Raw genomic sequence first — 26,737 nt, 5'->3', positions numbered from 1 at the left:
CTTCAAGGCTTGAGTGAAAATGGTTTGGCTCGTTAGCGGTATTCGGCGTTGGCATTAACACGCCCAATTGGACAGCGAATTGTGATTGGGCTATTCGGCGCTTTGCTGTTCGGACTTGCTGGAGTATCGCCGCTGAGAGCTGCGGAGCGATTGGAGGTGCAGCTTGAGGGGATGGTGATACCGGTTTGGATTAGGGAGTTGGTCGATTTGGGGCGGCCTGGGGGCAGCAGTAGTTCTGAACTCATCACCTGGCTCAATTTGCTCGATGCCGATAGCCGTTTCGATCTCTTGGAGCTGCTGCAGGCATCTTTGCTTACAGATCAGAGCATGGCTCGACAGATGCTGCGTAGTTGGGCAGGACGTCAGCTGCTTGATGCCGTCAGTGATTTGGTGAGGGTCGATGACGACAGTAGTGGCATTGTCTTGTTTAACACTCTGGAACTGCTCTTGAACAGTCAGTCAGAGGTGACCGCTCTGGACTTGCTGCAGGAGCTCCCTGCTGAAAATGTACGCCTCGATCTTGATGCTCTACTTCAGGTGGCAAGTCGCTGGCGGCGTCAGTTGCAAAAGCAGCAGCAGTTGGTGTTAGCGCTCGGGAGGTTTCCCGCAACACAACTTCCAGTTTTGCAAGAGCTGGCAGGTCAGGAAGTTTTTGATGCAGGACCTGAGTTGAAACCTTTGCCAGTGGCTCATCGCACCAAGCCCCTCCAGCTAGAGGTGTGGCGCCCAGCTGATGGCACTCCGTTGCGGTCGAGCTGGGTGGTGCTCATGCCAGGCTTGGGTGGAAGCCAGGATCATTTTCGTTGGTTGGCTCTCAGCCTTCAACGTAAGGGCTGGCCGGTTGTGGTGCTTGAGCATCCAGGTAGTGATGCCAGAGCGGTGCATGCCCTGCTGAAGGGGCAACGACTTGCACCTGGAGCAGAGGTGTTGCCTGGCCGTTTGGCGGATCTGCAGGCTGTCCTGCAGGCACGAGAGAAAGGCACGTTGGTCTTGCCTGGTCAGAAGTTGGTGCTGATGGGTCACTCCCTTGGGGCACTGACGGCTCTATTGGCTGCTGGTATTACTCCTGAGCCTGGTTTGTATACCCGCTGTCGTAAGGCTCTAGACGATCTTCCTCTCACCAATCTCTCGCGCTTATTGCAATGTCAGTTGGTTGATGTGCAAATGCCAAAACTGCATTCAATCTCTCAGCTAGAGGCCATCGTTGCTCTCAACAGTTTTGGCAGCTTGCTGTGGCCTCGTCATGGAGCTGTGCCTTTGTCTGTTCCAGTTTTGCTGACTGGCGGCACCCTTGATTTGATTACTCCTCCGCTGAGTGAGCAGCTCGATTTGCTTTTGGCAATCTCACCCCATCCCACTAGTCGAGTCGTGCTTGTGGAGGGCGCCAGCCATTTTTCACCGGTGCGGGTTGAAGGTCAGATGGGTGAGGGACGTGGCGATGATCTCTTTCAACTAGGCGAAGAGCTGGTAGGGCGTCAGCCGCTAGCTGTGCAGCGATTGTTGGCAGTTGAGATTCAAATCTTTTTGGAGCAGGTTGAGGCTGGCGAAGCCCTTGAGGGCTCCACACATCAGCAGGTCGGGGATTTGCGGCTTCATCGTTTGGATCGCAATGCAGCAGAGAGACTTCGCAAATCTCAGTAGCGGACGCGGGGATCTATCAGAGCAACGAGCAGATCCACGCTCACGCTTACCAGCACCATCAGGGCCGCCACGACAACCACAATTCCTTGAACCACTGGGTAGTCGCGTTGGTTGATTGCTTCTTGGAGCCGTAAGGCGATGCCTGGCCATGAGAAGGTGACTTCAATTAACAATGCGCCGCCAATCAGCGATGCCACTGTGATCCCAGCAATGGTGAGTACTGGCAGCAGGGCATTAGGGAGGGCATGGTTGAGCACCACCTGTTGCTCATTCAGCCCCCGGCTACGGGCAGCTTCAACGTAATCGGATTGCAGTGTGCGGCCAAGATTGAGTCGCAGGGTACGGGTAAAAATCCCACTGAGGAGAAGGCCTAGGGTCCCTGCCGGTAACACCAGGTGTCTCAATGCTCCTTGAAGAGATATCCAGTCGCTGCTCCGCAGACTGTCGAGGATCAGGAAGCCGCTCCCCTCTGGTGGTAGCAAGCTCGGGGGAAAACGTCCGCCAATTGGTAGCCAACCGAGAATGACTGCAAACAGCAGTTGAACGATCATCGCGGCCCAGAACGGTGGCAGGGCATAGGTGCCAATGCCGTAAAGGCGCCCTGCGAGATCTAGCTTGCCTTCCGGGCGGGCAATACCACTGAAACCAACGACCAGACCAATCACTGCAGCAATTAATAGTGCCGTCAGGCTTAGTTCCAAGCTGGCTGGTAGGGCTCTGGCAATGATCTTGCTCACTGGTTCTTGGTTGAGAAGAGCTTGGCCTAGATCGCCATGAATTAAGTCTTTGATGAAGTGCAGGTATTGATGCAAAAGCGGTTGATCCAGTCCAAGCCTGCTGCGCAGAGCAGCGCGGGCTGCCGCCGGCGCACGATTGCCTAACACTGCATCGACTGGGTCTCCTGGTGCCACCCGTAGGAGTAGAAACACCATGCTGGCAATGAGCCAAAGCATCACCGGTGCCAGGGCCAAGCGGGTCGAGCTATAGCGCAGTAGTTCTCTCCCTCTGCCCATCAGTTCAGCTCCCGTAGACGGGGGAGCATTAACTGGCCGCTACCGTCAAATTCTGGCTTGGATAAGCGCAGCTGGGCCCAAGCTCGTGGTGCTACCAGCCAGATTGGTAGATAGGCCGCTCCGGCGGCGGCGCTGCGCTCGATCTCTCTGAGCTGGTCGAGACGATCGGGGCCGCGAAGTTCATCGCTGTGGCGAAGGCTCGTTTCCAGCCCATCTGCGGTCCAGAAGCTGCCGCTAATTGCCGCTTCCCCCTCTTCGCATACAGATCCATTGGTTTTGCTGCAGCTTAATAATGGAGCTAAATAGGCTTCTGGGTCGGGATAGGCGCCTCGCCACTCAAGGATGACGGCCTGGAATGCGCCTTCCCCCAGTTGGCGGTAAACGGTGGTCGATTCGACGCTATTGAGCTTCAGTGTCAGGCAATCTGAGAGGTCACGTTCCACCTGTGCCTGCCACGTCAGTGCCAATAGCTTGTCTGCTGGCACGTTGGAACGGAACGTGAAAGGGAGTGTCAGCTTTTGAGTTGCGCAATAACCTGCCTTTTGCAGCAGCTGCTTGGCTCGTTGAGGGTTGTAGCTCGGCCAAGGTGTGATTGGTTCAGTCTGCAAGTTTGGCGGCACTAAAGACCGCAGCGGGCGTCTGAGTCCATAGCTCACGCGCTCAACCATCAGCTGACGGTCGAGGCTGTAAGCGAGGGCCTGTCGAAGGAGTGGTTGATTGAGTGGAGCGGCATTACTGAGGAGAGTGATGTAACCAATTTCAAGTGCTGGCCCCGTTCCTTCGCGGAGCTTCCCTTGCTTGGCAAGGCGATGGAGGGCAAGGCGTTGGTCTTCATCGAGTGAATTGGAAAGCAGTACATCCACTTCACCGCTTCGTAGGGCACCGAATAGGGCCGTGGAGTTGCTCAGATTGATGAAATCGATTCCAGCATTACTGGCCTGGGTACTCCAGTACTGCTGAAAAGGCTCAAGGCGTTGTTGCTGGGTCTGGAAGCTAGTGAGTCGGTAAGGGCCGGTTCCAATGAATTGCTTATTGAGGAACTGATCTCTGTGCTTGGCGTAGGCCGTTGGTGATACCGGCGTCAGATTGATTGAGGTGAGTAGTCCCTCTAGAGAAGTTGACGGTCGCGTGAGTCGAAGGCGTAGCAGGTAGGGACCGGCTGTCTCCACGGCGGCAATCCGTCCTCCTACCACATAGTTGAGGGTGCCGATACGCAGAAATCGCCGCAGGCTGAAGGCCATCGCGGCGGCGTTGAATTGGGTGCCGTCGTGAAACAGCACATCCCTGCGCAGAGGGATCGAGATAGTGAAGCCGCCATCACTGATCTGAGGTAGGGCGGATGCCAGTCGTGGCTCTAGGTCCCCTTTGTGATCAAGTCGGTAGAGGGGCTCTCCGAGGGCGCTCAGCAGTTGCAGAGCATCAAAAGTACTGGCCTGGGCAGGATCGAGAGAGGTGATCTTGCCGGCGCTGGCCACGACAAGTCGCTCACTACGGCGAGGCGGATGACAGGCAACCTGGCTCAGCGCTAGGGAGCAAACAAATAGAGCAGCGGCCCAGCGCAGAGAATCACGACGGCCAGAGCTGGACACAACGCGGGCGGATCGGATGGCCTTGATTTAAAGACTTGCTAGTGAGTGTCGTCCTGTTCACTTGGAGGCGCAGGAGATTTGTTGTATCGACACTTCAAACACAGGCGATCCATTTGGAAGCAGAGGCCAACGTCTTACCCAACAGCGGTTGTGGTCATCGTCGATTCCGATCACCTGGACTTGCTCCTTATCACCACTGAGGAGTTGAACACAGTCGCCTTGATGGAGATCCATGATGGGTAGGAAGTCCGGCTTGGAAAAGAGTTGGACTCTTGAGATCATCGAAGCGGTAGACATGAACCTTTGGGGGCACAGGTCAGCGTCTGCAGACTTGCCTCTCAACTTGTTTTATAACTCTTACTTAAGCAGGGGTCTCTTCGTCAGGGGGTGGCTGGCTGTTAAAGGCAGCTGAGATGGGCGGCCAGTCCTGTGACCTCAGCCATAGAGGTGATTGCAGTCAGGGCATCTTGCATCTGGCCTTGACTTATTTCATGGGTAATCACAACGATTTCTGCGCCGGCATCGGAGGCATCGAATTGCACGATTGATTGAATCGAGATGCCACGATCGCCGAAGCAGCTACCGATCCGACCGATCACTCCTGGGGTGTCTTCTGCGTTGAAGCGCACATAGTTGCGTTGACGGATTGCGCTTGGATCAACGAGGTGACAGGAACGCCAACTGCTTGCGGCAAGAAGGGGGTCGAGGCTGCCGTTGATTTCCCCTAATTGGCGTATGCCAGCGATGTTGAGGATGTCCGCCACCACAGCTGAGGCGGTGGGTCCAGAGCCTGCGCCTGGGCCATAAAACATCACGCGGCCGATCGGATCGCCCTCAACCAGGATGGCGTTGTTCACGCCATTCACGCCAGCAAGCGGGTGGTCGAGAGGAATCATGGTTGGCTGCACCCTTACAGCTAAGGGCAAGGACTGACTGGTCTGAGCGTCTGAGTTGAGACGTTCGGCGATAGCCAATAGTTTCACCCTGTAGCCAAGCTGTGTGGCGTAGTCCACATCGCGGCTTTGAAGGTTGTTGATGCCTTGGGTGGGAATTGAGTCACGGTCGACAGGTCCACCGAAGGCGAGCCCAGTGAGGATGGCAATCTTGTCGGCTGCATCGAACCCCTCAACGTCGGCCGCTGGATCTGCCTCTGCGTAGCCAAGATCTTGGGCGGTCTTGAGCACGTCGTCATAGGCCACCCCTTCCTGTGCCATGCGGCTGAGGATGTAGTTGGTGGTGCCGTTGATGATGCCGCTCACGCGTTCGATCCTGTTGCCACCTAGTGATTGCTTAAGTGGCTCGATGATCGGGATGCCACCGCCGACGGCAGCTTCGATCAGGACGTAGACCCCAGCAGCAGCTGCAGCTGCTGCAATTTCTTCGCCATGTCTTGCAATCACCGCTTTGTTAGCTGTAACGACCGCTTTGCCGGCGGCAATGGCTCGCATGATCAGGGTTCGGGCTGGTTCGATCCCTCCCATGACTTCAACAACCACTTGCACAGAAGGATCATCAACAACGGCCTGTGGGTTGTTGGTCAGTAAGGATGCGGGAAGTTCAATCGAGCGAGGTCGTTGTAGATCTCGAACCGCTACACGCACCAGTTCAAGCTCAGCAACCAGTGGATGCCGCCCTTCGGGGGCTTGGAGGATGCCTGCAACACCGGCGCCTACCGTTCCAAGCCCCAGGAGACCAACTCCTATCTTCGTGCCCATGGCAGCTGTGTCCAGTCGTGTAATTGCTAGCCGGACTCTAGGAAGTTGTGGAAGACGAAACCCTGGCAAGCTGCTGAGCCTGACCTTTCATGTTGAGGAGGATATTGAGGAATCCGTTAGCTCTTGATGGGGTGAGGCTGCCTTGAAGGCCTGTGGCTTCAATGAAGCTTGGGTCCACGGCCATGACTTGCTCAGGTGTGAGATTGCTGAGGCCTTGAATCAGCATTGCCAGCAAACCTCTTGTAATCAGTGCGTCGGAGTCTCCCTGCCAGTGAAGTCGTCCTTCCACGAGTTCACCAAGGACATGGACCTGAGAAACGCATCCCTTGACCTTGACGGCGTCGGTTTGTAAGTCAGGGGACATTGGTGGCAGCTTTTTAGCCAGCCATAGAACATATTCGTAGCGGCGGCGGGGATCAGAGGTGCCGTTAAGTCGTTCGACCATGCTGTCTAGGGCTTCACTGCCAAAGCTTGAGGGTGCGGCGGTGGGCTCAGCCATGGCGAAGGATCAGAATTTGAGGCGCTGCTCACGCACGCTAAACAAAACACCTGCAAGACCAAGCAGGAGAGGCGAGCCAGTGCTGGCGAGGAACCATGGTGTTTGTGGAGTTTTGGGTTGGCTGACCACCTCATCGAGCTTCACCTTGCCTGAGCGGATTGGCAGCATCAGATAGTCACGGTGACCTGGGCCAGCATCCACCTGCAGGTCGAGGGTTCCTTCTTGCATGTCTGGCAGGCTCAAGCTCAGTTTTCCCTGTTGATCCATTCGACCCAGCTCTCGGCCTGGTGTTCCGTTGGCTTCTAAGACGCGTACCACTGCTCCCTCAACAGGTGTTCCTGTTGAAAATTGGCTGTGAAGTTCCAGGCTGCCATCGAGGTAGTTGAGAGTGCTTTCAATGGCATGGGCTTTCGCTTCCTGACCTTGCCCGAGACCAAGAGATGCTGTTGCGATCAATAGAAACAAAGGCTGGATCAGGCTCCGCATTGAATGATCTCTGAAAACTCTGATATTCATCTTGAGAGATTCTTGCAGGATTGACTAGTACCTGCGTGGCAGCCTTGGAGACGTGTGATTATTGTCGTACGAAATATTTGCCAGAGGCGAAAATTTGGCTGCTGAAAAATGGCAGCAATGGCGAGTTGAATATTTTTTGAGACCAATTCTTGGAATTAGATTTGATTCGAATCTGATTCACTTTGTTTTAGCTTTCAATTGATCAATGACCCATGTGCAAGGAATGAGCAATCTCTTCATAACCACTACCTCAAACAGGAGTTGGATGTTGTAAATCGATATTCCATTGAATTGCAGTGCCTTCAGTTGCAAGACCTGGATGAAGTAGATTAACTCCCTCAATCATTAGTTGTTCCAAAAAACCAGTTTGAAGTGTAGAGCCTTGCTGCCCACTGACAAAATAAGAGCTGAAAACGTTTTCTATATTCCCGCTGCCATGGGCAGAATTTTCAATGCTAGCAAGGGTTAGTAAACCACTATTGGTGTCTTTATCTCTGATAGGGATGAATGCAGCTTCGTTTTTAGTGATTTCATATGAACTGCCAGATGGTGTGGTGATGTTCCCCCAAAAAAGCCATTTGAGTTCATCAACATAGATGTTTCCCTCTCCTGTAATAGGGTTGATCGCTCCTCCAACTTGGCCGACTTCTACTTCTCCTGTAAGGTCAAGAGTATAGCCTTGTAAAAACGTATTGAATGACCTTTGAGGGTGAATAAATGAAAGGATATTTCCCTGATTATCCGTCTCGACTGAAGCAATTGATTGCCCAAATAACAGTTCCCCAGGATTGCCATTTGTAGGACCGTATTCAAAAACAACATCCTCTGCTTCTAGCAGCAAGTTCACTTCTGAGTCTAAGGAATGATTTTCGTGAAGCTCAATATCTTCCTCATATAACACCACGGCATTCTCCATACCTTCCTCGAATTCCTCATCGCTAATCTGATTGTCATTATTTTGGTCGAGAATCTCAACGATTGCAGCGGCATCATCATTCTCGAGTTCCAGGGTTATGTTTGGCCCTTGATCATTAACAGCAGCCTCAAAGGTGAAGTCTTTGCCTTTGATGGTGGCCTGGAATGCATAATGATCACCCTCGTCCAATGAATGGAATAAGTTAGAGCCAATAGCTGGCCTAATGGTGACAATGTCTTCTTTGCCATCTATCTCTATGGACTGAACTATTGCGTACGAATTTAGTGCTCGTGGTGGCATTGCACTTGGTGGCATTGCGCTTGATAGCTTAGTCCTTGAAAAAGGCTAATAGAAAGATTACTAAGTGTCAAGAAAGTATTGAATTCAAGCCTTGTCTCTTTGTGATAGCAGGGCTTTCTTGATGCATTTTTATTCGTAATTTGGGAGCTGATTCTAAGTTTCTATTTTGCTCTAGTAACACCTGTTTCACTAATCCAGCCATCAAGGGGCACATCCCAACTGTCGCGAGGCAGTAAGTCTGTTGATACGCAGGCTTGTGGCAAGACTGCAAGCGATGGAACTTTGCGCCAAGCCAAATTGCTTCTGAAGCGGTCGAAGAAACCGCCTCCATAGCCGAGTCTGATCCCTCGTTGATCCATCGCCAGAGCAGGTATTAGCAAGAGGCCTATTGCATCAGCGTCAAGGATGTCTTCTTCTAGCGGGGCGGGGATCATGCAGGCATCTTTTCGCAGTGGAGTAAGAGTCCAAGGGTGGTAACTGAGACTTCCGTCCTCTCCACTGGCTGGTAGCGCCAAGGGCAACTTCAAGTTGAGTTTCAGTTCGCGGAGATCTACTTCTCCACTAAGCGGCCAATACACACCAATGTGCCCTCGCAAGTTCCCAGCTTTTAAGTAACCCTGAATAGTGTTGGCAACCTGCTGAATGATTGTGTCTTGAACCGCAGATAATTGTTGAGCACGCAGGGCCTTGAATTGACGACGAAGCTTGGCTTTGGCGATGGCTTGATTCATCGCGTTAGGTAACCCCAGCGGCCCATGAGTGGAAAGATTAGGGGGATTGTTGTTTGATCTGTTGGCCAGAGTCTCTGCAGTTCCATGCTGAGTTGTGGCAGCAAGTCATGTCCCTCCTGCTTTGCTTTCCTCAAAGCCGACCAGGTTCCTATGTAACCGATCAGCTGATCACAGCTCCATTTGAGGGAGATGCAGAGCTCTTGGGGCAACGATTTGCTGATGGCGGGGAATGGCAGATTCTGATAGTGGTTGTCGACATGCTGACGCTGGGGAGGCCACCAGCTCGATAGCCTTTCGCCGTAAAGCTGGTCTAGCCATAACTGCAGTGCAGGGGGAGCCCCTTGCGGGGGGTCATAGCCCACCCAGACCATCAGTCCACCTGGGCGTGCCACCTTTAATGCTTCCTCGTTGAATCGGGGTACATCTAGCCAGTGAATGGCGGCGGCTACCACAATTGCGTCCATGCATGCGTTGGGAAACCCTGAATCTTCAGCCGCTGCTACTTGGTAATGAATGTTTGAGTGAGCTGGTGCGGCATCAACCTGAGCGGGGCTGAGATCGGTTGCATCGACGCGATCAAAGTGCCTTGCAAGCCCTAGAGAGGCCTGGCCGCTACCACAGGCCACGTCCCAGCAACGTTGGTGGCCGGCGGCTTTGCTGCTTATCCAGGCAAACAGGGATTGCGGGTAATAGGGACGTTGTTGGGCGTAGGACGCAGCCACGCTGTCAAACCAGCCGTGTTTTGGTGAGCAGGAGGAGTCCATCAGTGGTTTTAGCGCTGGAACCAACCCGTGAGTGCTATGGCCAGAGCGTCGGCGGCATCATCGGGTCGGGGCGGTTGATCAAGATTCAATTCGCGCATCACCGCATCCAGCACTTCATCTTTTTCAGCATGGCCTGAGCCCGCCAGAGCAAGCTTGATCTGCATCGGTGGGAATTCCATCACTGGCACTCGAAAGCGTGCCAGGGTCATGATGATGACTCCACGTGCCTGGACCACGCTGATCGTCGTGCTGGAGCGGTAGAAGAAGAATTTCTCCACAGCGGCCAGTTGGGGCTTCCAACGACGGATGAGCTGGCGAAGATCGCTGGCGATTTCCACCATCCGTTCACCATCGTCAATGCCGGGATTGGTGCGGATGATGCCGCAATCGAGCATCTGCTGTTGTCCGTTGCTGGTGTCGATGACCCCGTAGCCCACCCTGGCGATGCCAGGGTCGATGCCAAGGATGCGCAAGCGATCAGCCTGCTTGAGTTGTTAGCTCGAAGTCAGCCTGATCGCTGTTCTCGCTGCGTTCGAACACTTTGCAGAAAATTTTGACGACTCGATCCCCTGAATCAATCTGCTCGAGGGGGTCTTTACGCAATCGATGGCGTAGAGAGCAAGAGATCACGCGTGCCACATCTTCTTCCGAAACCTCTGTTCGTCCTGCAAAGGCTGCTAGAGCCCTGGCGGCTCGGTTGGTGACGATATCGCCACGCAGTCCATCCACATCTAGTTCGCCACAGACAGCCGAGATTCGTAGGCGCAAATCGTTGTCGAGGCTCACCTGTTCAAGACGTTGCTGGGCCTCAATAACGCGTTGTTGTAAGGCATCTTGGTTGGCTTGCACCGATGTGGCAAAGGTGTCGGGATCGCTATCAAAGGCGGTGCGCTGATCAACCACCTGCACCCGTAGGTCTGGATCTCGGACAGTGCGCACCTCAACACTCATGCCAAAGCGATCAAGGAGTTGGGGTCGTAGCTCGCCCTCCTCAGGGTTGCCGGAGCCGATCAGTACGAATCGGGCAGGGTGTCGCACTGATACCCCTTCACGTTCCACCGTGTTCCATCCTGATGCCGCTGAATCCAGCAGCACGTCGACAAGATGGTCGTCAAGCAGATTGACCTCATCGACGTAGAGCAAGCCGCGGTTGGCCTTGGCCAGCAGGCCTGGCTCGAATGCACGAACTCCTTCGCTGAGGGCCTTCTCGATGTCGATGGTGCCGCAGAGACGATCTTCAGTGGCACCGAGAGGCAAATCCACCATCGGGACCTGTCGCGCCTCAGTGGCCAGGCTTTCACCCTGTTCAATGCGTTGGCGCACGTCACTGCTCTGTAGATCAGGATCAGTGGGTGAGCTGTTGTAAGGGTCCCCAGCGACTACATCAATCCCTGGCAGGAGATCTGCTAGGGCTCGAATCGCGGTGGACTTGCCCGTGCCTCGATCTCCCATGATCATGACTCCGCCGATTCGCGGGTCGATCACGTTGAGCAGCAGAGCCAGTTTCATCTCTTCCTGGCCAATCACGGCGGTAAAGGGAAAGACCCTGCGCTTGCGGGTTGAACTCACGGGTTGATGTCTGGAGTTGTTTTGGATTGTTTCACAGGTAGGAGTGTGAGCACTTGCGGTGGGGTGGCATCAGCGGGGTAGATCAGTCGAATTCGGACATTTCTAGTTTCTCCTGGCGTCAGGCTGATGCGACCAAGGTCTGGCCCCATCTGCCCCTGTCGCAGAACTAGGTGGAAGCGGCGACGGCCCATGGGTCGCCTGGACTCGCTATCGAGTCCACTGACCTCGATCAGCCCTCGATACATCACAGGTCCGCTGGCTGAAACGCGAAAGTTCAGGCTTGTGTTGTTGTTGTCCTTCTTTAAGGGGGATTCAAGGGTCAGTAAGAAGGATTTTGCCTGCTTTGATCCGTTGTGTAGCGGCAGGGTGAGGTCATATTCAACTCCGTAGTTGCCATGGGCAGCCCATGCAGTGTTGTCGTAATGCGCTTGTAATTCAGCGGTTTGTACCTGATCTGTGCCGAGGCTGCCCCTCTCAAGGCTGCTGATAGGCCAGGAGATGGGAGTGTTGATTGCGTTTAGCACGGTGCTACCAGGATCAGTCAGGGTTGTCTTCCATGTGCTGCCCAACTGGATTCCGCTGACGCGCGAATACACGATCTTGCCGCTGCTACCTCGAGGCGTGGGGTGATGTTCCTTGGGGCTGAGTTGGCCGCTTTCAAGCAGCTCAATCCAGCGAGACAGTGGAGGGGCCGCTTTGGGATTGCCGTATGCAGCCACGGTTGCCAGTGAGATGGGGCCGGAGCTATGAAGCCGCATCTGAAGGTTGCGACCGTTGAGAAGTGGATCGAGACCTGCTACGGGAATGGGGAGTACCAATAGGGCACTCGGGCTGCCTGGTAGGAGTTCCCAGCGCTCTGGCAGCTCTTGAGCTCGCTTCCCCCGCAGTAGATCGCCAGCGACCCGGCTGCCTGGGCCAGCGGCAATTGGGGTCGTGGTTTCTTCAATCACGTTCGGCAGAGGCAGAAATGGTGCAGCTGTCTGTCCTGCTTCGGTGGCTTGCGATAGGGAGGTACTGCCTTTCAGTAGGGTCAGTTGCACTGGCTCCTCAACCAGTGGCTGTGCCAGCACTGCTAGCCAGAGGGTTGATTCGAGATGATCAGGAAGGCCGGCATACACGTGGTGACTGAATAGATCGAAACGACCATCGAGTGGCACGGCCAGGTTGCTTTTGTCAGCTTTGGCGCTTGAGCTTTGTGTGTTTTTGGTAGGGAAGGTGGAGATCAGGATCCCTTCACCTGTAATCAGTTCGGGATTGTTGTCATTAACCATCAGCACCTTGTCAAGCTCGCCTGGTAGGGGCCTGACCTGTTGTTGTCTTTGCTTTACGGTTGGGGCGGCGATGAGAGCAGGGGTGTAAAGCACTGCTCCGGATAGGGTGAAAAGCGCAACTGACAAAAGGGCGGGGATCATGGCTGATTGCTTTTTGTTGATTCCGTTCGAGGTGTCGATGGCTTTGGCTTGAGTACTGGAGCCATAGCAGCTGCCATGTCGCGGATCAGTTCTGTGGAGCGGGGGTCGTTGAAGGGGCCTTTCACCATGAACCCTGCTACTGCACGACTGCCATCAGGTAGTTCGATCAGGCCGGCATCCGAATAAGCGATGCCGATGTCGCCGGTTTTGTTGTAGATGCGGTAGCCCTTTACCAGGAGGCTGTTGTCAGGCTCTCCTTGCTTACCGCCAAGTCCCTTGAGAAATCCACCAGGTAATAGGCGGTTGCTGACGGAGGTGCTCATTGCCTCCCTGAATAGATCTCGTGTGCGTGGGCTAAGGGCTTTCCCAGTATCGACCAGTGCGATGGCCCGTGCCAGATCGTGGCTGCTGGTGGTATTGGTGCCTTGTAGATCCGGCAACCAGTTATTCACCACCGTGGAGCTCAGGCCGAGAGCATTGAAGCGTGCATTGAGGACGTTCTTGCCACCAATGCGTTGAATCAGCAGATTGGTGGCGGTGTTATCGCTCACCCGAATCATCTCGGTGGCAACTTCGTGGGCAGGGAATTGGCTGCCAAGCGGTTTGCTGGCCATCCATCCAGCACCACCACCAATAATCTCTTTGGTGAGCTTCAGGGGTTCATTCCAGCTGAGCTGACCGGAATCGATGAGTTCGAGAGCTACCAGCAGGATTGCTGTTTTGATGGAGCTAGCTGCAGGCAGTGCTGTCTCGGCGGAGAGCTCGGCATAGCGTCCGTCATCAAGCACTAGCAAGAATGCGCTTGCTTGTAAGTCTTTCTGTTGCTTGGCCAGATCTCTCCAGCGGTTGCTCAACGTTGTGAGTTCTTGCTTCGTCTGGAAATTGCCCAGTTGCAAACTATTCCTATTGCTGAGCATGGGGTTTGTGGCTTCCTCAACGATGTTGAAGCGGCTGGGGAGGCCCTTCAGGGAAATCCAATTTCGCCCAGGAAGCCACTCCGGCAAGTCCAGTTTGCCCTGCTTCACCTGTGGGCCGAGCATCTTGAGCGCTGAACCTGTAATCACGCCGAGGCCGATGCCCATCAAGATCAAACGCAACAAAAGCCGGAGGGGCCCAGCCCCGTTTGAGCGGTTGCGGTAAGGGCGGCTGCTTGACAAGGAAGTGAAGATCAGTGAGTTCGGCTGAGGTTAAGAGTGACGAGAATGGATAGCCCAGCGCATTTGCCTCACCATCCCTCTCAGCAGGGCTACTTCTTCGGGACGAACGGCAGCGCGTTGAAGTAAACCACGGACTTTGGCCATGCGGGCTTGGGCCGTATGGCTCATAAGAAATCCCACCTCTAACAGGAGATCCTGTGCGTCTGTTAAGCATGCGTCGAGTTGACGAGGTGATGCTGGGTCGGGCCCTGCCGATCGCCCTTCCCTGAGCGTCCCTTGCCCTTGGCAACGTTGTAGCTCATGCAGCACGATTGCTACTGCATGCGAGAGGTTGAGGGATGGATATCCATAAGAGCTGTGCAGAGTGAGTACACGTTGGGCGAGTTGAAGTTCCTCGTTGGTTAGGCCCCTGTCTTCACGGCCAAATACCAGTGCCACAGGTGATGCACCCATGCTCTCTAGTAACCATGGCACTGCTTGTTCGGGGGTTTGCAGGGGGATGTTGCCATGATCCAATCGGCCGCAGCTGGCTACAACTCTGTGACAGTCAGCTACGGCATCGAGCAAGCATGAGAATTGTTTTGCCTGCTCAAGCATTGCTGCGCCATGGACAGCCATGCGTAGTGCCTCGGCATCAGCAGGGTCGCAGCGGGGCGAGACCAGACGTAGTTCTTGGACTCCGAAGTTGGCGCAGAGTCTGGCCACACTGCCCAGATTCAGTGGACCAATTGGCTCAACCAGAACAACAGTCGTTTGGATTGAGCGGATGTCCTTGTTCAATTCAGGGAATTTAAATAAGCCAGTAGGTCGGCCATTTCTTGAGGCTCCAGCTGGAATCTGGGCATGGGCGGCGTATTGCCGCTTACCACTTGCCTGATCAGCTGGGCGTCGTTGCGGCGTTTACTCACGTCAAGGAGATTCGGTCCTAAGTTTCCTTGGGCAGTAATCCCGTGGCAGCCTGCGCAGTTGATGCGGAACAGCCGACCTCCTTGCTCCAAAGATCCCTCCAAATCAAGGGTGGCGTTGACGTAGGGGTCTCGTTGTGAGTGCCCTAGTACCCATAACAAAATTGCAATGGAGACAGCTGCTGCCAGTACCACTAGGGCTCCAATGAACCCGTTTTTGCTTTGATTGTTTGATGACGGGTCCGTCACGGTGAGTTCAGGAGCATGAAACAATTGTGCTTAATCTTTCAACTGGGCGCGAGGCCATGATCGAACCACTTCTCTGCGGCATCGTTCTGGGTTTGATTCCGGTCACTTTGCTTGGATTGTTTGTGGATGCTTGGAATCAGTATCGTCGCGATACTGTTCTGGGGGATTGGTGAAAAGTAAGGCGCTGCTGCCATAGATACGGCGATCTTGTTCAATCCACTGCATCGGGGTTTCCAAGCTGTTGTTCGTGGCATGCTCACAGATCACTAGCGCATCTCTCTGCAGCCAATGGCCTGTAAGCAGGGCTTCGAAGACTTCTGAATAGAGTTTTGAAGAATAAGGTGGATCGAGGTAGACCAGGTTGAAACCAGGGTTTTCCCCTACCCACGGTTGATTGAACCTGGCGGCATGGCAACCTCTCTTCAGCCAGCTCAGTACGTCATGGCGGATCACTTCAATGTTGCTCTGCTGGGAGAGGCCAGAGGCGGTGGCTATTAGGTTGGCCTGACAGACTTTTGCTGTCTTCGCGTTTCGTTCAACAGCTACAACCCGTCGTGCGCCGCTTTGCAACGCCTCACAGCCCATTACTCCACTGCCGCTAAATAGGTCAAGCCATTGGCAGTTATGCAAGCGTGGGGCTAGCACGTTCATAACTGCTTCACGAACACGACTCGTCGTGGGTCTAGTGCCTTGGCCAGCGGGACTCTGAAGCTTGCGCCCTCCGGAGAGCCTTAGCTTGCTACTCATGGCACAGGTTTTGCTCCGGTCTCCAGCCACTTCAGCCAACGCCGCAGCATGCGCTCGCCGGCTGCGGCGGATTTCTCTGGGTGAAACTGACAGGCCCCTAGTCGGCCTTTCCAGACCATCGCTGTGATGTTGTCTTGGCCAAACGGCGCTGTGGCCGCAAGATCACTGTTTTGGCTGGGGACTGCAGCATAGGAATGCACGAAATACATCCAGCTGTCTGGATCTTCTTTGTCAAGCAGCGGGCAGTCGTTTCGATGTTTTAGAGCAGCCCAGCCCATGTGGGGAATTTGTTCGCCTTGATTGGAGGGCAGTCGTTGAACGTGGCCCTTAAGCAACCCTAGGCCGGTGGAATTTCCTTCGTCACTCGATTCGAACAACAGCTGCAGGCCCAGACAGATACCTAGAAGAGGTCGTCCTCCTTTCACCCAACTCTTGAGGTCTGGAACCAATCTGGTCTGCTCAAGGTGCACCATGGCGGGATCAAAGGCACCGACTCCAGGCAAGATCAATGCATCACAGCGGCGGAGGTCGGCGGGCTGCCTCACTATGTGAAGAGCCTTGTGGAGCCTTTCAAAGGCAATCTGCACAGAGTGCAGATTGCCCATGCCGTAATCAATTAAGCCTAGACGTGTAATCAAAGAAACCCTCCGCAATCTGGCCTTTTAGCCATGTGTGGCATTGAATCAGGCCAATGGTGATCTAGGAGGGCTTGAATCGAAGTTGGATCAAGCTTCAGAGGTACTTTGAAATGGTTCCAGAAAGCGTGGCTTTGGGCACTGCACCAACAACGGTGTCGACTTTTTGACCTCCCTTGAACACCATCAGGGTGGGGATACTGCGAATACCGTATTGGCTGGCGACGTTGGGGTTTTCGTCAGTGTTGAGCTTGAAGACTTTGATCTTGCTCTCGAATTCCTTGGCAATCTCATCGACGATCGGAGCAACCATGCGACATGGGCCACACCAAGGGGCCCAGAAATCAACTAGCACAGGCACGTCGCTTTGAAGGACGTCCTGCTCGAAGGAGGCGTCGGTAACTGCGGCGGCATTGGACATTCCTTAGGTCGTTGATTTTGCGGAAATTTAGCAATCGTTTGTATTTTATTCAGGCTTAAGAGCCTGCACAGGTAGGAACTGTGACGGTCTCTTGCACAGAAGACGAAAAGCCCGAGCTCGTCGGGCCAGTGTGTGTGAGGAGTGTGTGGGCCGGAGCCCTCACGAAGACATACTAGCCATGGCCTCTCTCGGATCCAATTGGTTTTCGTCTGCGATCGGAGTGTTTACTTGCCCATACCTAGTTGCTGGGCTTTCTGATAAACCTTCCCTTCGGTCAGCAGAGATGGGGCGATGACGACCTCTACCTGTTGCATCTCTTTGATCGTACGGGCCCCAAGAGTGCCCATGGATGTTTTGAGAGCTCCTAGAAGGTTATGGGTGCCATCGTCTAGCAGAGCAGGCCCTCTAAGGATCCGTTCCAGGCTGCCTGTGCTGCCCACCTTGATTCTTGTGCCCCTTGGCAGTACTGGACTGGGAGTGGCCATGCCCCAGTGGAAGCCACGACCAGGGGCCTCAACTGCTCGGGCGATCGGAGAGCCGATCATGACCGCATCGGCACCGCAGGCAATGCATTTACAGATGTCGCCTCCTGTGATGATGCCTCCATCTGCGACGATCGGAACGTAGCGACCACTCTCTCGCTCGTAGTCCTCACGGGCGGCAGCGCAGTCTGCTACTGCGGTAGCTTGGGGGATGCCCACCCCAAGAACCCCACGGGAGGTGCAGGCAGCACCAGGGCCGATGCCAACCATCACCCCTGCGGCACCTGCACGCATCAGTTGCAGAGCGACCTCGTAGGTGACGCAATTACCCATCACCACAGGGACCCCCATGCCTTGACAAAGGGTTTCTAGGTCGAGAGTTTGTTGACCTTCAGGACCAATGTGTTCGGTTGAGACCACTGTCGCCTGCACAAAGAAGAGGTCAGCACCCGCTTCTGCAATGGTTTTGCTAAAGCGCATTGCTGCCACGGGTGTGCCACTCACAGCAGCAATGCCCCCCTGATTTTTGATCTCTTTAATGCGTTGATAGATCAGGTCTTCTTGCACAGGCTTGCTGTAGATCTCCTGCATCAGTGGCACGAAGGCGTCCTTTCCGATTGCAGAGATCCGATCCAGTACTGGGTTGGGGTCTTTGTAGCGGGTTTGGACTCCTTCCAGATTCATTACGCCGAGGGCTCCAAGGCGAGATAGGGCAACAGCCATATCGACATTGACAACGCTATCCATAGCGCTCGCAATGATCGGTATCTCACGTTCGATGCCTGCGAGGTTCCAGCAGGTGTTAGTGATCTCCGGGGCTACGGTTCGTCCACCCGGAACAAGGGCGGTTTCGTCGATGCCATAGGCCCGGCGAACGACCTTGGTGCGTCCGAGCTGAATGTTCACCACAGACCGAATAAAGTCACGCCAAGTTACCAACTGGGGTGATTCAAATTTTGCTTTGAGGGAAAGGAGCTTTAGCTAGGGCTTGTTGTCAGTTGTTCCACGGAAGGCCTCCCATCGGGTGCGCACTCTGGAGATCACATCCTGTCGATCTTCGCTGCGGATCAGGCGGGTGATTGAAAACCATGTCAGCCAGAGGATGCCGGCCAGTTCGAAGAGAGATGGAGCCAGAGGGACGCTCTCAATCGTGGACAAAATACCGCCGTAGATACGAACAAAAATCACAAGGGTGATCAGTGCAGCAATGAGAAGAACGGGCCGTCTCAGTTGTTGCCATGGGCTTGTCTGATCGTCTTGCTTAATCCAGTTGCTCAACTTGAAGAAGTTGCGCAGTCTCTCCAAAAGCAGCTTCAACTCCTCTCCTTGATCAAGGCCTTCGGGCCCGTCTGAGGATGTGGGAGTTGGTGTTGGGCTTGAGGGGATGGTGCTTGGCTTGGGGATAGGAGGGCTGTCTTGAGCTGGAGCAGGTTGTTGTTGAGCTGGTGTCTTAGGGACAGCAGGGTTGGCTTGTGAGGAGGCACCCTGAGCCGCACTCACTTTGAGGTCATCTGAAGCGTCTGAGGATGTGGGAGTTGGTGTTGGGCTTGAGGGGGTGGTGCTTGGCTTGGGGATAGGAGGGCTGTCTTGAGCTGGAGCAGGTTGTTGTTGAGCTGGTGTCTTAGGGACAGCAGGGTTAGCTTGTGAGGAGGCACCCTGAGCCGCACTCACTTTGAGGTCATCTGAAGCGTCTGAGGATGTGGGAGTTGGTGTTGGGCTTGAGGGGGTGGTGCTTGGCTTGGGGATAGGAGGGCTGTCTTGAGCTGGAGCAGGTTGTTGTTGAGCTGGTGTCTTAGGGACAGCAGGGTTAGCTTGTGAGGAGGCACCCTGAGCCGCACTCACTTTGAGGTCATCTGAAGCGTCTGAGGATGTGGGAGTTGGTGTTGGGCTTGAGGGGATGGTGCTTGGCTTGGGGATAGGAGGGCTGTCTTGAGCTGGAGCAGGTTGTTGTTGAGCTGGTGTCTTAGGGACAGCAGGGTTAGCTTGTGAGGAGGCACCCTGAGCCGCACTCACTTTGATGTCATTTGCAGCAGCTGAGGACTCAGCGGGTTCAGATGAGGACTCGGTGCCTTCCGTTGCTTCGGAGGTTCCTTCTGCTTTGGATTCCTCAGCCGAGCTCATGGTCCAAATATCACACTCTAAATAGTTTAAGAGGCCTGTTTAATACTGAGCCTTTAGCTGTATTAAGCCCTAACAGTGCACAGGCTGGTTTTTGTTGATGCTGGTGGCTCAATTCATCAGCTTCCGAGATAACCTGATTATTGGCAACCAGCTCTTTTATGGCGGATCCAGTGGGACCCAGTGACGGCGGTCCCGGCGAGTCCGACGATCGGATAATCCAGACGGACCTGCGCATTGAAATGTCGCGCTCCTATCTGGAGTACGCGATGAGTGTGATCGTTGGGCGTGCGTTGCCCGACGCTCGCGATGGTCTCAAGCCTGTGCATAGGCGCATCCTTTATGCGATGTATGAGTTGGGCCTGACCAGCGATCGGCCTTATCGAAAGTGTGCCCGAGTTGTTGGTGAGGTTCTGGGTAAATACCATCCCCATGGGGATACAGCCGTCTACGACGCGCTGGTTCGCATGGCTCAGGATTTTTCCATGCAAATGCCGTTGATTGATGGTCACGGCAATTTTGGTTCGGTCGATAACGATCCACCTGCGGCCATGCGATATACCGAATCGCGTCTTCAGTCGCTTACGACAGACAGTCTGCTTGAGGATATCGAAGCAGAGACAGTTGACTACGCGGACAACTTTGATGGCTCCCAACAGGAGCCAATGGTATTGCCAGCACGTATTCCTCAGTTGCTGCTGAATGGCTCCTCAGGGATCGCCGTTGGCATGGCTACCAATATTCCACCGCACAATCTCAGTGAATTAATCGATGGTCTGCAGGCTCTGATCAGTAATCCCGAGCTAAGTGATTCTGAGTTGATGACGCTTATACCTGGGCCGGACTTTCCAACTGGTGGTCAGATTCTTGGTCGTAGTGGTATTCGTGAAACCTATCTCACCGGTCGTGGTTCGGTAACGATGCGCGGCGTGGCAAATATTGAGACGATTGAACATCCCGGTCGAGCAGACCGGGATGCAGTGATCATTACTGAATTGCCCTATCAGACCAATAAAGCAGCGCTTATTGAGCGGATTGCAGAGATGGTTAATGATAAGAAGCTGGAGGGTATTTCTGATATTCGCGACGAAAGCGATCGCGATGGCATGCGTATTGTCGTGGAGCTGCGACGTGATGCCTACCCTCAGGTAGTGCTTAATAATCTTTTCAAGCTCACTCCTCTTCAGAGCAACTTTAGTGCCCATATGTTGGCGCTAGTCAATGGCGAGCCGGTGCTTCTCACCCTGCGCAAGATGCTGCAGGTATTCCTCGATTTTCGCGTTGATACTGTTGAACGTCGGACCCGCTATTTCCTTCGTAAAGCTGAGGAACGCGACCACATCTTGTTGGGTCTTCTGCTTGCTCTCGATCAGCTTGATCCAATCATCGCGTTGATTCGTGCTGCCTCTGATACGGCTACAGCTCGTCAACAGTTGCAGGAGCATCATGGTCTCACGGAGATTCAGGCGGATGCCATCCTGCAGATGCAGTTGCGGCGTTTGACCGCTTTAGAGGCTGACAAGATTCGTTTGGAACACGAGGATCTTGTCACCAAGATCGCCAATTACAAGGACATCCTTGGCCGACGTGAGCGTGTTTTCGGTCTGATTGAGGACGAATTGACCAAGCTGCGCGAGAAGCATTGCTTGCCTCGGCGCACCGAGATCCTCGATTTAGGAGGGGGGCTCGAAGACATCGACTTGATTGCCAACGAGCGATCTGTGGTGTTGCTCACTGAGACCGGTTATCTCAAGCGCATGCCGGTAAGCGAGTTTGAGGCCACGAGTCGTGGGACACGAGGCAAGGCAGGCACTCGCAGTCAAGGTGAGGAGGCGGTGAAGCTGTTTATCAGCTGCAATGACCATGACACGTTGCTGTTGTTCAGTGACCGCGGTGTCTCCTATGCCCTTCCTGCTTATCGTGTGCCTCAGTGCAGCCGCACAGCGAAGGGAACACCTATCGTACAGCTCTTGCCCATTCCCCGTGAAGAGGCAATTACCTCCCTTCTGTCAGTTATATCCTTCGATGACGACACCCACTTGTTGATGTTGACGAAGGGTGGCTTTATCAAGCGCACCTCTCTATCAGCTTTCAGCAAGATTCGTTCCAATGGTTTGATTGCCATTGGTCTGGAGGAGGGTGATGCTCTTACTTGGGTGAGGTTGGCAGTTCCTGGTGACAGTGTTTTGATTGCTTCTAGGGCTGGAATGACCATTCATTTCCGACTCTGTGATGAGGAGTTACGACCCTTAGGACGAACTGCTCGTGGCGTGCGTGCCATGAATTTACGAGGCGGCGATTCCTTGGTGAGCATGGATGTATTGCCTGTCGAGCTTGCCGATCAGGTCGCCAAGAGTCTTGAGGATGATCAGGATGAAAGCGGCGAGACCGTTGTCGTTAGTGATGGACCATGGGTGCTTGTTGCTTCCGCTAGTGGACTGGGTAAGCGGGTACCGGTCAATCAGTTCCGTTTGCAGAAACGTGCAGGCATGGGTCTGCGTGCCATCAAGTTCAGGCGCGAAGGAGACGAGTTGGTGGGTTTAAGGGTGCTTGGCTACGGAGAAGAGCTTTTGTTGGTAAGCGAGCGTGGAGTGATTGTGCGTACCAGTGCCGATAAAATTCCTCAGCAGTCAAGGGCTGCTACTGGTGTTCGACTTCAGCGCTTGGATGCAGGTGATCGCCTCTCTGAGGTGGTGCTTGTGCCGCCTGATTCTGAGGATCAGGACCAGCCAGATGATCGATCTGATCCCAGTGAAGTGGCTGGGGTTGACGACGCTCCTTCCAGCTGACATTGACCAGTCGTACGGATGTTTTAGTGATGGGAGCTGGTCCGGCGGCTCTCTGTATCGTTGCTGAGTTAGTCGAGCAAGGCTTGGCAGTGACTGCCCTCGCCTCGCATACACCTGAGCAGCCATGGCCCAATACTTATGGAATCTGGGCTGAGGAGCTTGAGTCTCTTGGGATGGCTTCTTTACTGGGGCAGCGTTGGACCAACACAGTTAGCTATTTCGGTGATGGTGATAACGAGGAGGGTCTTGCTCCCATTCACCATCATTTCGACTACGGCCTTTTCGATCCAGCCGCATTACAAGATTCATTGCTGAGTCGTTGTGGTGAATTGAGTTGGAATGTTGAAACCGCTGTGAGCATTAAGGTCTTGGGGAGAGATACGGAAGTTCTCTGTCACTCTGGCAACGCTTATCGAGCACGGGTTGTCATTGATGCCAGTGGTCATCGCAGTCGATTTATCCGTCGCCCTGATCATGGGCCCGTAGCGGAGCAGGCGGCCTATGGCGTCGTGGGACGCTTCAGTTCATCACCAGTGGAGTCTGGTCAGTTCGTATTAATGGATTTTCGTCCCGACCATCTCAGTGATGAACAACGAGAGAAACCCCCCAGCTTTCTCTATGCCATGGATTTTGGTGAGGGAATCTTTTTTGTTGAGGAGACTTCGCTTGCCTGCGCGCCTCCATTGTCTTGGAGTGAATTAAGGGAAAGGCTGCATGCACGCTTGTCTCACCGCGGGGTGGAGATTAAAGAAGTGATCCATGAGGAATATTGCCTGTTCCCGATGAACTTGCCTTTGCCTGATCGTCGTCAACCTTTGCTCGCGTTTGGTGGTGCAGCAAGCATGGTCCATCCTGCTTCGGGCTACATGGTTGGAGCTCTTTTACGTCGAGCTCCGGCATTGGCAAAGCATTTGGCAATGGCTATGGCTGTGGAGCCTCCTCTGGATTCTTCCGCTCTTGCTCGGGAAGGGTGGCAGGTGCTTTGGTCGCCGGAGCTTGTGCAGCGTCATCGCCTTTATCAGTTTGGTTTGCGGCGACTGATGAGCTTTGACGAAGCTCGCTTGCGCAGCTTCTTTGCCACTTTCTTTCGGTTGCCACGTGAGGATTGGGCAGGTTTTCTGGCCAACACGCTGCCACTACCTCGTCTTCTGATGGTGATGCTGCGGTTGTTCTTGCTTTCCTCCTGGGAGATTCGGTTGGGGATGCTTTTTGGGGCCTCTTCGACCTAGTCACGAATGCGAGCCCAGTCCGTCGCTTGAATGAATGGGAAGAGGCCATCTTCCGATTCGAGTGTGATCAGCCAGTCTTCGGGCAGATGTTGCTTGTCATTGATGGCCTGCATTAATTGCCAGAAACGGTTGAGGTGGCGATGGATACGTTCCTTCGCAAGCTCCGTGGTTGTGCCTGCTCGCAGAATGAAACTCCAGTCGGAGGACTGGGCCAGGAGAAGTTCTCGAGCAGCCTGTTGCAGCAGTCGTAGGTCCGATTCTCGAGCCACTCCTAGGCTGCATCTCTCCACCATTGCTTTTCCGGCTCGGCTCCACTCAGGAACCACCCATGCATTGCTGTCATTGAGCCAATAGTCGTGGTAGCCACCTTGACCCCAGCTTGAGGGACATGGTTCACAAAGTTGGAGTTGGGGGTTTGATGTGAGGACGTCTCGAAGCCTGGTGAAATACACCTGCTCCTTGCTGGCCTGGCGGAAGATTTCGGAAAGGAAAGTTGGCCCCTCAAACCACCAGTGGCCAAAGAGCTCTGCGTCGAAGGGAGCCACTAACAATGGCTCGATGGCCATGGTGTTAGCTAATTGATCGAGTTGGATACGGCGACCCTTTAGGTAGAGCTGAGCGTGTTCTTTGGTAAGTGCGCAAGCTATGGCGGGCTCATAAACTGCTTTGGCATCAAGGGGTGACGTTTGGTCTGTCACTCGATGCAGTTTCAGCCCTAAGGGTCTGGGTTCCTTTAGCCCGATCCCATGGAGTTGTTCGATTGGTAGGTCCCAACCAAGATCCCTATGAAATTCACGGTAAAAAGGGTCGCCTGGATACCCTTGCTCTGCTGACCAGACAGGAAGCGTGGCATCACTGTCTCTGCCGAAGAAGGCCACGCCATTTCGGCTGCAGATTGGGGCATATACGCCATAACGCGGACGAGGAGTGGCATGCAGGAGGCCATGCCCGTCGAGCACGGTGTAGCGCAGTCCAGCATCGAGTATCCAACGGTCCAGCCCTTCGTAGTAGGCACATTCCGGCAGCCAGATTCCCAGGGGCTGCTCTCCTAGTAGGCGGTGGTGCTCACGTACGGCAGTGCGCAACTGACCACGCACTGCCTCAGGGTGTTCCCTCAGTAATGGCATGTAGCCATGGGTGGCTCCGCAGGTGAGCAGGTCGACAACCTTTGACCTTTGAAGTTGGGCAAAGCGACCAATGAGATCGCCTTCGCATGCCAACCACTGATGCAGATTTCGTTGGATGATCTCAGCGAGGTGGTCCGCTGCAGGTTGTAGGGCTGAGGAGGTTTGGGCTAGGAGGTCCAGACGAACAGCGAGCCAGGCGGGGAATCGGTGTTTTAGATCGTCGTCACTGAGTAGGGAGAGCAGGGTCGGAGAAAGGCTGATCGTGAGCCTGGGGTGTTGGTTGGGTGCTGCGGCAGCTTCTTCCAGAACCTGGAGAAGAGGTAAATAGCACTCAATCAGGGCTTGAAAAAACCAGTCTTCTTCCAATGAACCGGGCTCTGCCGATCGCACATATGGGAGATGGGCATGGAGAACCAGGGCTAGAGCACCTTTGCCCACGTTCTGATTTCAGTGGAGTTGAATTTAGAACGACTTTGTTGATAAAGCCGACCTTGGTTTGCTGAGTTGTCGCTTCGCAGTAGGCAGTCCCCCCTTAGACTGGCTTAACTCATAGTCATTTCGACTAACTCCCTGAAGGGTGCTGTCATGGCCAAGGATCCAGGCCGCGTTTTGATTTTTGACACCACCCTCAGGGATGGAGAGCAGTCCCCTGGGGCAAGTCTCAATCTTGAGGAAAAGCTGGCTATTGCCCAGCAACTCGCTCGTTTGGGTGTGGATGTGATTGAAGCTGGCTTTCCTTTTGCCAGCCAGGGCGATTTTGCTGCCGTACAACGTATTGCCCAGCAGGTTGGTGGGGATGAAGGGCCAATCATTTGTGGCTTGGCTAGGGCTTCGCGTGCTGATATCAAGGCTTGTGCTGATGCCGTTGCCCCAGCACCTCGACGACGAATTCACACATTCATTGCCACGAGTGATATTCACTTGGAGCACAAGCTGCGTAAATCTCGGGCGGAGGTTCTGGCGATTGTTCCAGAGATGGTTGCCTACGCCCGCTCACTTGTTGATGATGTTGAGTTCTCTTGTGAGGATGCCGCTCGAAGCGATCCTGAGTTTCTTTATGAGGTGATCGAGGCTGCGATTGCTGCGGGGGCGGGCACCATCAATATCCCCGACACAGTTGGTTTTACAACTCCCTCGGAGTTCGGGGCGTTGATTGCTGGTATCGATTGCCATGTTCCAAACATGAATGAGGCGGTTATTTCTGTTCATGGTCACAACGACCTCGGACTGGCTGTAGCCAATTTTTTAGAAGCTGTGAAGAGTGGAGCCCGGCAGTTTGAATGCACAATCAACGGCATTGGAGAGCGGGCAGGGAATGCTGCGCTTGAGGAGTTGGTGATGGCTTTGCATGTGAGGCGGCGTTATTTCAATCCCTTATTTGGGCGTGAACCTGATAGCCCTACTCCTCTAACAGCCGTTCGCACGGAGGAAATCACCAAGACCTCTCGATTGGTCTCAAATCTCACCGGCATGGTGGTGCAGCCCAATAAGGCGATTGTAGGCAGCAATGCTTTCGCCCATGAGTCAGGTATTCATCAAGATGGTGTGCTTAAAAATCGTCTTACTTATGAAATTGTTGATGCCCGTACGGTTGGGCTGACCGACAATCGGATCTCGCTGGGCAAGCTAAGTGGCCGCAGTGCCGTCCGAGCTCGCCTTGAGGAGCTCGGTTACGACTTGACTCGGGAGGATCTTGACGAGGCCTTTGCACGATTTAAGGATCTGGCCGATCGCAAGCGCGATATAACCGATCGAGATCTTGAGGCCATTGTCAGCGAACAGGTTCAGCAGTCTGAAGCTCGTTTTCAGTTACGACTGGTGCAAGTCAGTTGCGGTAGCAGTCTTAGGCCTACGGCTACTGTCATTCTTGCGCAAGAGGATGGACAGGAGCAGACTGCCGCTGCAGTGGGTACCGGTCCAGTAGATGCTGTCTGTCGTGCATTGAATGCTCTAGCTGGCGAACCTAATGAGCTGATCGAGTTCTCGGTGAAGTCGGTAACGGAAGGGATTGATGCGATGGGTGAAGTCACGATTCGGCTACGTCGGGATGGGCAGCTTTTCTCAGGTCATTCCGCTGACACTGATGTGGTTGTTGCTGCAGCTCAAGCATTTGTGAATGCGCTTAATCGGCTGGTGGCAGGTTGCGGTCGCCAGTCTCTTCATCCCCAACATGATGCTGTGCTAGCTGATCTACGGTCAGGCATCTGAACAAT

At 54.2% G+C, this 26,737-nt stretch carries 25 protein-coding genes and 1 pseudogene; 5 read left to right on the top strand and 21 right to left on the bottom strand.

The genetic code is table 11. From position 1 onward, the window contains the following. Window positions 1-48: 48 nt before the first annotated feature. Window positions 49-1,641, top strand: coding sequence for an alpha/beta hydrolase (locus SIB68_RS05020; protein ID WP_063400244.1), 1,593 nt, complete (start codon window positions 49-51; stop codon window positions 1,639-1,641). On the opposite strand, the gene SIB68_RS05015 is transcribed toward SIB68_RS05020, so the two are convergent. The 15 genes from SIB68_RS05015 to SIB68_RS04945 form a co-directional block, all read right to left on the bottom strand. Beyond that, window positions 1,635-2,654, bottom strand: a complete 1,020-nt coding sequence (locus tag SIB68_RS05015; RefSeq protein ID WP_063400245.1) for an ABC transporter permease — start codon at window positions 2,652-2,654, stop codon at window positions 1,635-1,637. The two genes, SIB68_RS05020 and SIB68_RS05015, sit on opposite strands and share 7 nt — an antisense overlap. Next, a complete protein-coding gene (locus SIB68_RS05010; RefSeq protein WP_074160283.1) occupies window positions 2,654-4,243 on the bottom strand; it encodes an ABC transporter substrate-binding protein in 1,590 nt (529 codons plus the stop codon). The genes SIB68_RS05015 and SIB68_RS05010 overlap by 1 nt, the downstream gene beginning before the upstream one ends. Window positions 4,244-4,300: 57 nt before the next feature. Continuing rightward, the gene (locus SIB68_RS05005) at window positions 4,301-4,525 is read right to left on the bottom strand and encodes a hypothetical protein (RefSeq protein WP_063400246.1); all 225 of its coding nucleotides are present in this window, start codon (window positions 4,523-4,525) and stop codon (window positions 4,301-4,303) included. Window positions 4,526-4,641: 116 nt separating this feature from the next. After that, window positions 4,642-5,958, bottom strand: a complete 1,317-nt coding sequence (locus SIB68_RS05000; RefSeq protein WP_063400247.1) for a homoserine dehydrogenase — start codon at window positions 5,956-5,958, stop codon at window positions 4,642-4,644. Window positions 5,959-5,995: 37 nt separating this feature from the next. Continuing rightward, the gene (locus SIB68_RS04995; RefSeq protein ID WP_063400248.1) at window positions 5,996-6,457 is read right to left on the bottom strand and encodes a SufE family protein; all 462 of its coding nucleotides are present in this window, start codon (window positions 6,455-6,457) and stop codon (window positions 5,996-5,998) included. Between the two features lie 9 nt (window positions 6,458-6,466). Next, window positions 6,467-6,943 (bottom strand): hypothetical protein, encoded by a 477-nt coding sequence (locus SIB68_RS04990; RefSeq protein ID WP_063400249.1) that lies wholly within the window; start codon window positions 6,941-6,943, stop codon window positions 6,467-6,469. 280 nt (window positions 6,944-7,223) lie between these two features. After that, a complete protein-coding gene (locus SIB68_RS04985) occupies window positions 7,224-8,078 on the bottom strand; it encodes a hypothetical protein (RefSeq protein ID WP_155724935.1) in 855 nt (284 codons plus the stop codon). 272 nt (window positions 8,079-8,350) lie between these two features. Continuing rightward, window positions 8,351-8,920 carry a 5-formyltetrahydrofolate cyclo-ligase gene (locus tag SIB68_RS04980; RefSeq protein ID WP_063400251.1) on the bottom strand — a complete coding sequence of 190 codons (570 nt, stop codon included), beginning with the start codon at window positions 8,918-8,920 and terminating at the stop codon, window positions 8,351-8,353. Beyond that, window positions 8,917-9,684 (bottom strand): methyltransferase domain-containing protein, encoded by a 768-nt coding sequence (locus SIB68_RS04975; protein ID WP_063400330.1) that lies wholly within the window; start codon window positions 9,682-9,684, stop codon window positions 8,917-8,919. Before SIB68_RS04975 ends, SIB68_RS04980 begins: the two co-directional genes overlap by 4 nt. Window positions 9,685-9,692: 8 nt before the next feature. Beyond that, entirely contained in the window at window positions 9,693-10,157 is a 465-nt protein-coding gene (gene ruvC / locus SIB68_RS04970; protein WP_011130508.1) for a crossover junction endodeoxyribonuclease RuvC, read from the bottom strand. A gap of 4 nt (window positions 10,158-10,161) precedes the next feature. Further along, window positions 10,162-11,253: a magnesium chelatase ATPase subunit I gene (gene bchI / locus SIB68_RS04965; RefSeq protein WP_063400252.1), complete on the bottom strand. Its 1,092-nt coding sequence runs from the start codon at window positions 11,251-11,253 to the stop codon at window positions 10,162-10,164. After that, complete coding sequence (locus SIB68_RS04960) at window positions 11,250-12,665, bottom strand: DUF3370 domain-containing protein (RefSeq protein WP_063400253.1); 1,416 nt, start codon at window positions 12,663-12,665, stop codon at window positions 11,250-11,252. Before SIB68_RS04960 ends, bchI begins: the two co-directional genes overlap by 4 nt. Next, complete coding sequence (locus tag SIB68_RS04955; RefSeq protein ID WP_063400254.1) at window positions 12,662-13,822, bottom strand: serine hydrolase; 1,161 nt, start codon at window positions 13,820-13,822, stop codon at window positions 12,662-12,664. The genes SIB68_RS04960 and SIB68_RS04955 overlap by 4 nt, the downstream gene beginning before the upstream one ends. Before the next feature lie 30 nt (window positions 13,823-13,852). Beyond that, the gene (locus SIB68_RS04950) at window positions 13,853-14,602 is read right to left on the bottom strand and encodes an RNA methyltransferase (protein ID WP_063400255.1); all 750 of its coding nucleotides are present in this window, start codon (window positions 14,600-14,602) and stop codon (window positions 13,853-13,855) included. Continuing rightward, on the bottom strand, window positions 14,599-14,976 hold the full coding sequence (locus SIB68_RS04945) for a c-type cytochrome (RefSeq protein ID WP_063400331.1): 378 nt from the start codon (window positions 14,974-14,976) through the stop codon (window positions 14,599-14,601). The genes SIB68_RS04950 and SIB68_RS04945 overlap by 4 nt, the downstream gene beginning before the upstream one ends. Window positions 14,977-15,032: 56 nt before the next feature. On the opposite strand from SIB68_RS04945, the gene petG reads away from it, so the two are divergent. Continuing rightward, window positions 15,033-15,149 carry a cytochrome b6-f complex subunit V gene (gene petG / locus SIB68_RS04940; RefSeq protein ID WP_011130502.1) on the top strand — a complete coding sequence of 39 codons (117 nt, stop codon included), beginning with the start codon at window positions 15,033-15,035 and terminating at the stop codon, window positions 15,147-15,149. Between the two features lie 10 nt (window positions 15,150-15,159). Here petG and rsmD read toward each other — a convergent pair. The 5 genes and pseudogenes from rsmD to SIB68_RS04915 form a co-directional block, all read right to left on the bottom strand. Next, window positions 15,160-15,723 (bottom strand): annotated as a pseudogene (gene rsmD, locus SIB68_RS04935) (16S rRNA (guanine(966)-N(2))-methyltransferase RsmD); the annotation flags it as partial. Further along, on the bottom strand, window positions 15,720-16,361 hold the full coding sequence (hisH, locus tag SIB68_RS04930; RefSeq protein ID WP_074160285.1) for an imidazole glycerol phosphate synthase subunit HisH: 642 nt from the start codon (window positions 16,359-16,361) through the stop codon (window positions 15,720-15,722). The pseudogene rsmD and the gene hisH, both read right to left, overlap by 4 nt. A 94-nt stretch (window positions 16,362-16,455) precedes the next feature. Further along, window positions 16,456-16,779 (bottom strand): thioredoxin, encoded by a 324-nt coding sequence (gene trxA / locus SIB68_RS04925; protein ID WP_011130499.1) that lies wholly within the window; start codon window positions 16,777-16,779, stop codon window positions 16,456-16,458. A gap of 224 nt (window positions 16,780-17,003) precedes the next feature. Next, complete coding sequence (locus SIB68_RS04920; protein WP_063400332.1) at window positions 17,004-18,167, bottom strand: GuaB3 family IMP dehydrogenase-related protein; 1,164 nt, start codon at window positions 18,165-18,167, stop codon at window positions 17,004-17,006. Between the two features lie 75 nt (window positions 18,168-18,242). After that, window positions 18,243-19,382 (bottom strand): CAAD domain-containing protein, encoded by a 1,140-nt coding sequence (locus SIB68_RS04915; RefSeq protein WP_413681958.1) that lies wholly within the window; start codon window positions 19,380-19,382, stop codon window positions 18,243-18,245. A 158-nt stretch (window positions 19,383-19,540) separates the two neighbouring features. Between SIB68_RS04915 and gyrA the strand changes: the two genes are divergently transcribed. After that, on the top strand, window positions 19,541-22,168 hold the full coding sequence (gyrA, locus tag SIB68_RS04910; RefSeq protein ID WP_063400333.1) for a DNA gyrase subunit A: 2,628 nt from the start codon (window positions 19,541-19,543) through the stop codon (window positions 22,166-22,168). A 2-nt stretch (window positions 22,169-22,170) separates the two neighbouring features. Continuing rightward, window positions 22,171-23,397, top strand: a complete 1,227-nt coding sequence (gene crtL, locus SIB68_RS04905; protein WP_413360323.1) for a lycopene beta cyclase — start codon at window positions 22,171-22,173, stop codon at window positions 23,395-23,397. On the opposite strand, the gene SIB68_RS04900 is transcribed toward crtL, so the two are convergent. Further along, window positions 23,394-24,962 (bottom strand): glycoside hydrolase family 57 protein, encoded by a 1,569-nt coding sequence (locus SIB68_RS04900; protein ID WP_063400259.1) that lies wholly within the window; start codon window positions 24,960-24,962, stop codon window positions 23,394-23,396. The genes crtL and SIB68_RS04900 overlap by 4 nt on opposite strands. A gap of 147 nt (window positions 24,963-25,109) precedes the next feature. Here SIB68_RS04900 and SIB68_RS04895 point away from each other — a divergent pair, with 147 nt between their 5' ends. Beyond that, the gene (locus SIB68_RS04895) at window positions 25,110-26,732 is read left to right on the top strand and encodes a 2-isopropylmalate synthase (RefSeq protein WP_063400260.1); all 1,623 of its coding nucleotides are present in this window, start codon (window positions 25,110-25,112) and stop codon (window positions 26,730-26,732) included. Window positions 26,733-26,737: the final 5 nt, after the last annotated feature.

Origin of the sequence: Prochlorococcus sp. MIT 1323 (assembly GCF_047304905.1) — a bacterium.
GTDB lineage: Bacteria > Cyanobacteriota > Cyanobacteriia > PCC-6307 > Cyanobiaceae > Prochlorococcus > Prochlorococcus marinus_D.
Note: the sequence above shows the minus strand (reverse complement) of the source record. Positions and strands in the feature narration are given on the sequence as shown.

What these genes read in the sequence shown, in the direction of transcription:
- trxA (WP_011130499.1), bottom strand. Translation starts at nt 16,779, where the DNA reads ATGTCCAATGCCGCCGCAGTTACCGACGCCTCCTTCGAGCAGGACGTC.
- SIB68_RS04995 (WP_063400248.1), bottom strand. Translation starts at nt 6,457, where the DNA reads ATGGCTGAGCCCACCGCCGCACCCTCAAGCTTTGGCAGTGAAGCCCTA.
- petG (WP_011130502.1), top strand. Translation starts at nt 15,033, where the DNA reads ATGATCGAACCACTTCTCTGCGGCATCGTTCTGGGTTTGATTCCGGTC.
- SIB68_RS04915 (WP_413681958.1), bottom strand. Translation starts at nt 19,382, where the DNA reads ATGAGCTCGGCTGAGGAATCCAAAGCAGAAGGAACCTCCGAAGCAACG.
- SIB68_RS04895 (WP_063400260.1), top strand. Translation starts at nt 25,110, where the DNA reads ATGGCCAAGGATCCAGGCCGCGTTTTGATTTTTGACACCACCCTCAGG.
- SIB68_RS04960 (WP_063400253.1), bottom strand. Translation starts at nt 12,665, where the DNA reads ATGATCCCCGCCCTTTTGTCAGTTGCGCTTTTCACCCTATCCGGAGCA.
- SIB68_RS05005 (WP_063400246.1), bottom strand. Translation starts at nt 4,525, where the DNA reads ATGATCTCAAGAGTCCAACTCTTTTCCAAGCCGGACTTCCTACCCATC.
- SIB68_RS04975 (WP_063400330.1), bottom strand. Translation starts at nt 9,684, where the DNA reads ATGGACTCCTCCTGCTCACCAAAACACGGCTGGTTTGACAGCGTGGCT.
- SIB68_RS04990 (WP_063400249.1), bottom strand. Translation starts at nt 6,943, where the DNA reads ATGCGGAGCCTGATCCAGCCTTTGTTTCTATTGATCGCAACAGCATCT.
- SIB68_RS05015 (WP_063400245.1), bottom strand. Translation starts at nt 2,654, where the DNA reads ATGGGCAGAGGGAGAGAACTACTGCGCTATAGCTCGACCCGCTTGGCC.
- gyrA (WP_063400333.1), top strand. Translation starts at nt 19,541, where the DNA reads ATGGCGGATCCAGTGGGACCCAGTGACGGCGGTCCCGGCGAGTCCGAC.
- SIB68_RS04980 (WP_063400251.1), bottom strand. Translation starts at nt 8,920, where the DNA reads ATGAATCAAGCCATCGCCAAAGCCAAGCTTCGTCGTCAATTCAAGGCC.
- SIB68_RS05000 (WP_063400247.1), bottom strand. Translation starts at nt 5,958, where the DNA reads ATGGGCACGAAGATAGGAGTTGGTCTCCTGGGGCTTGGAACGGTAGGC.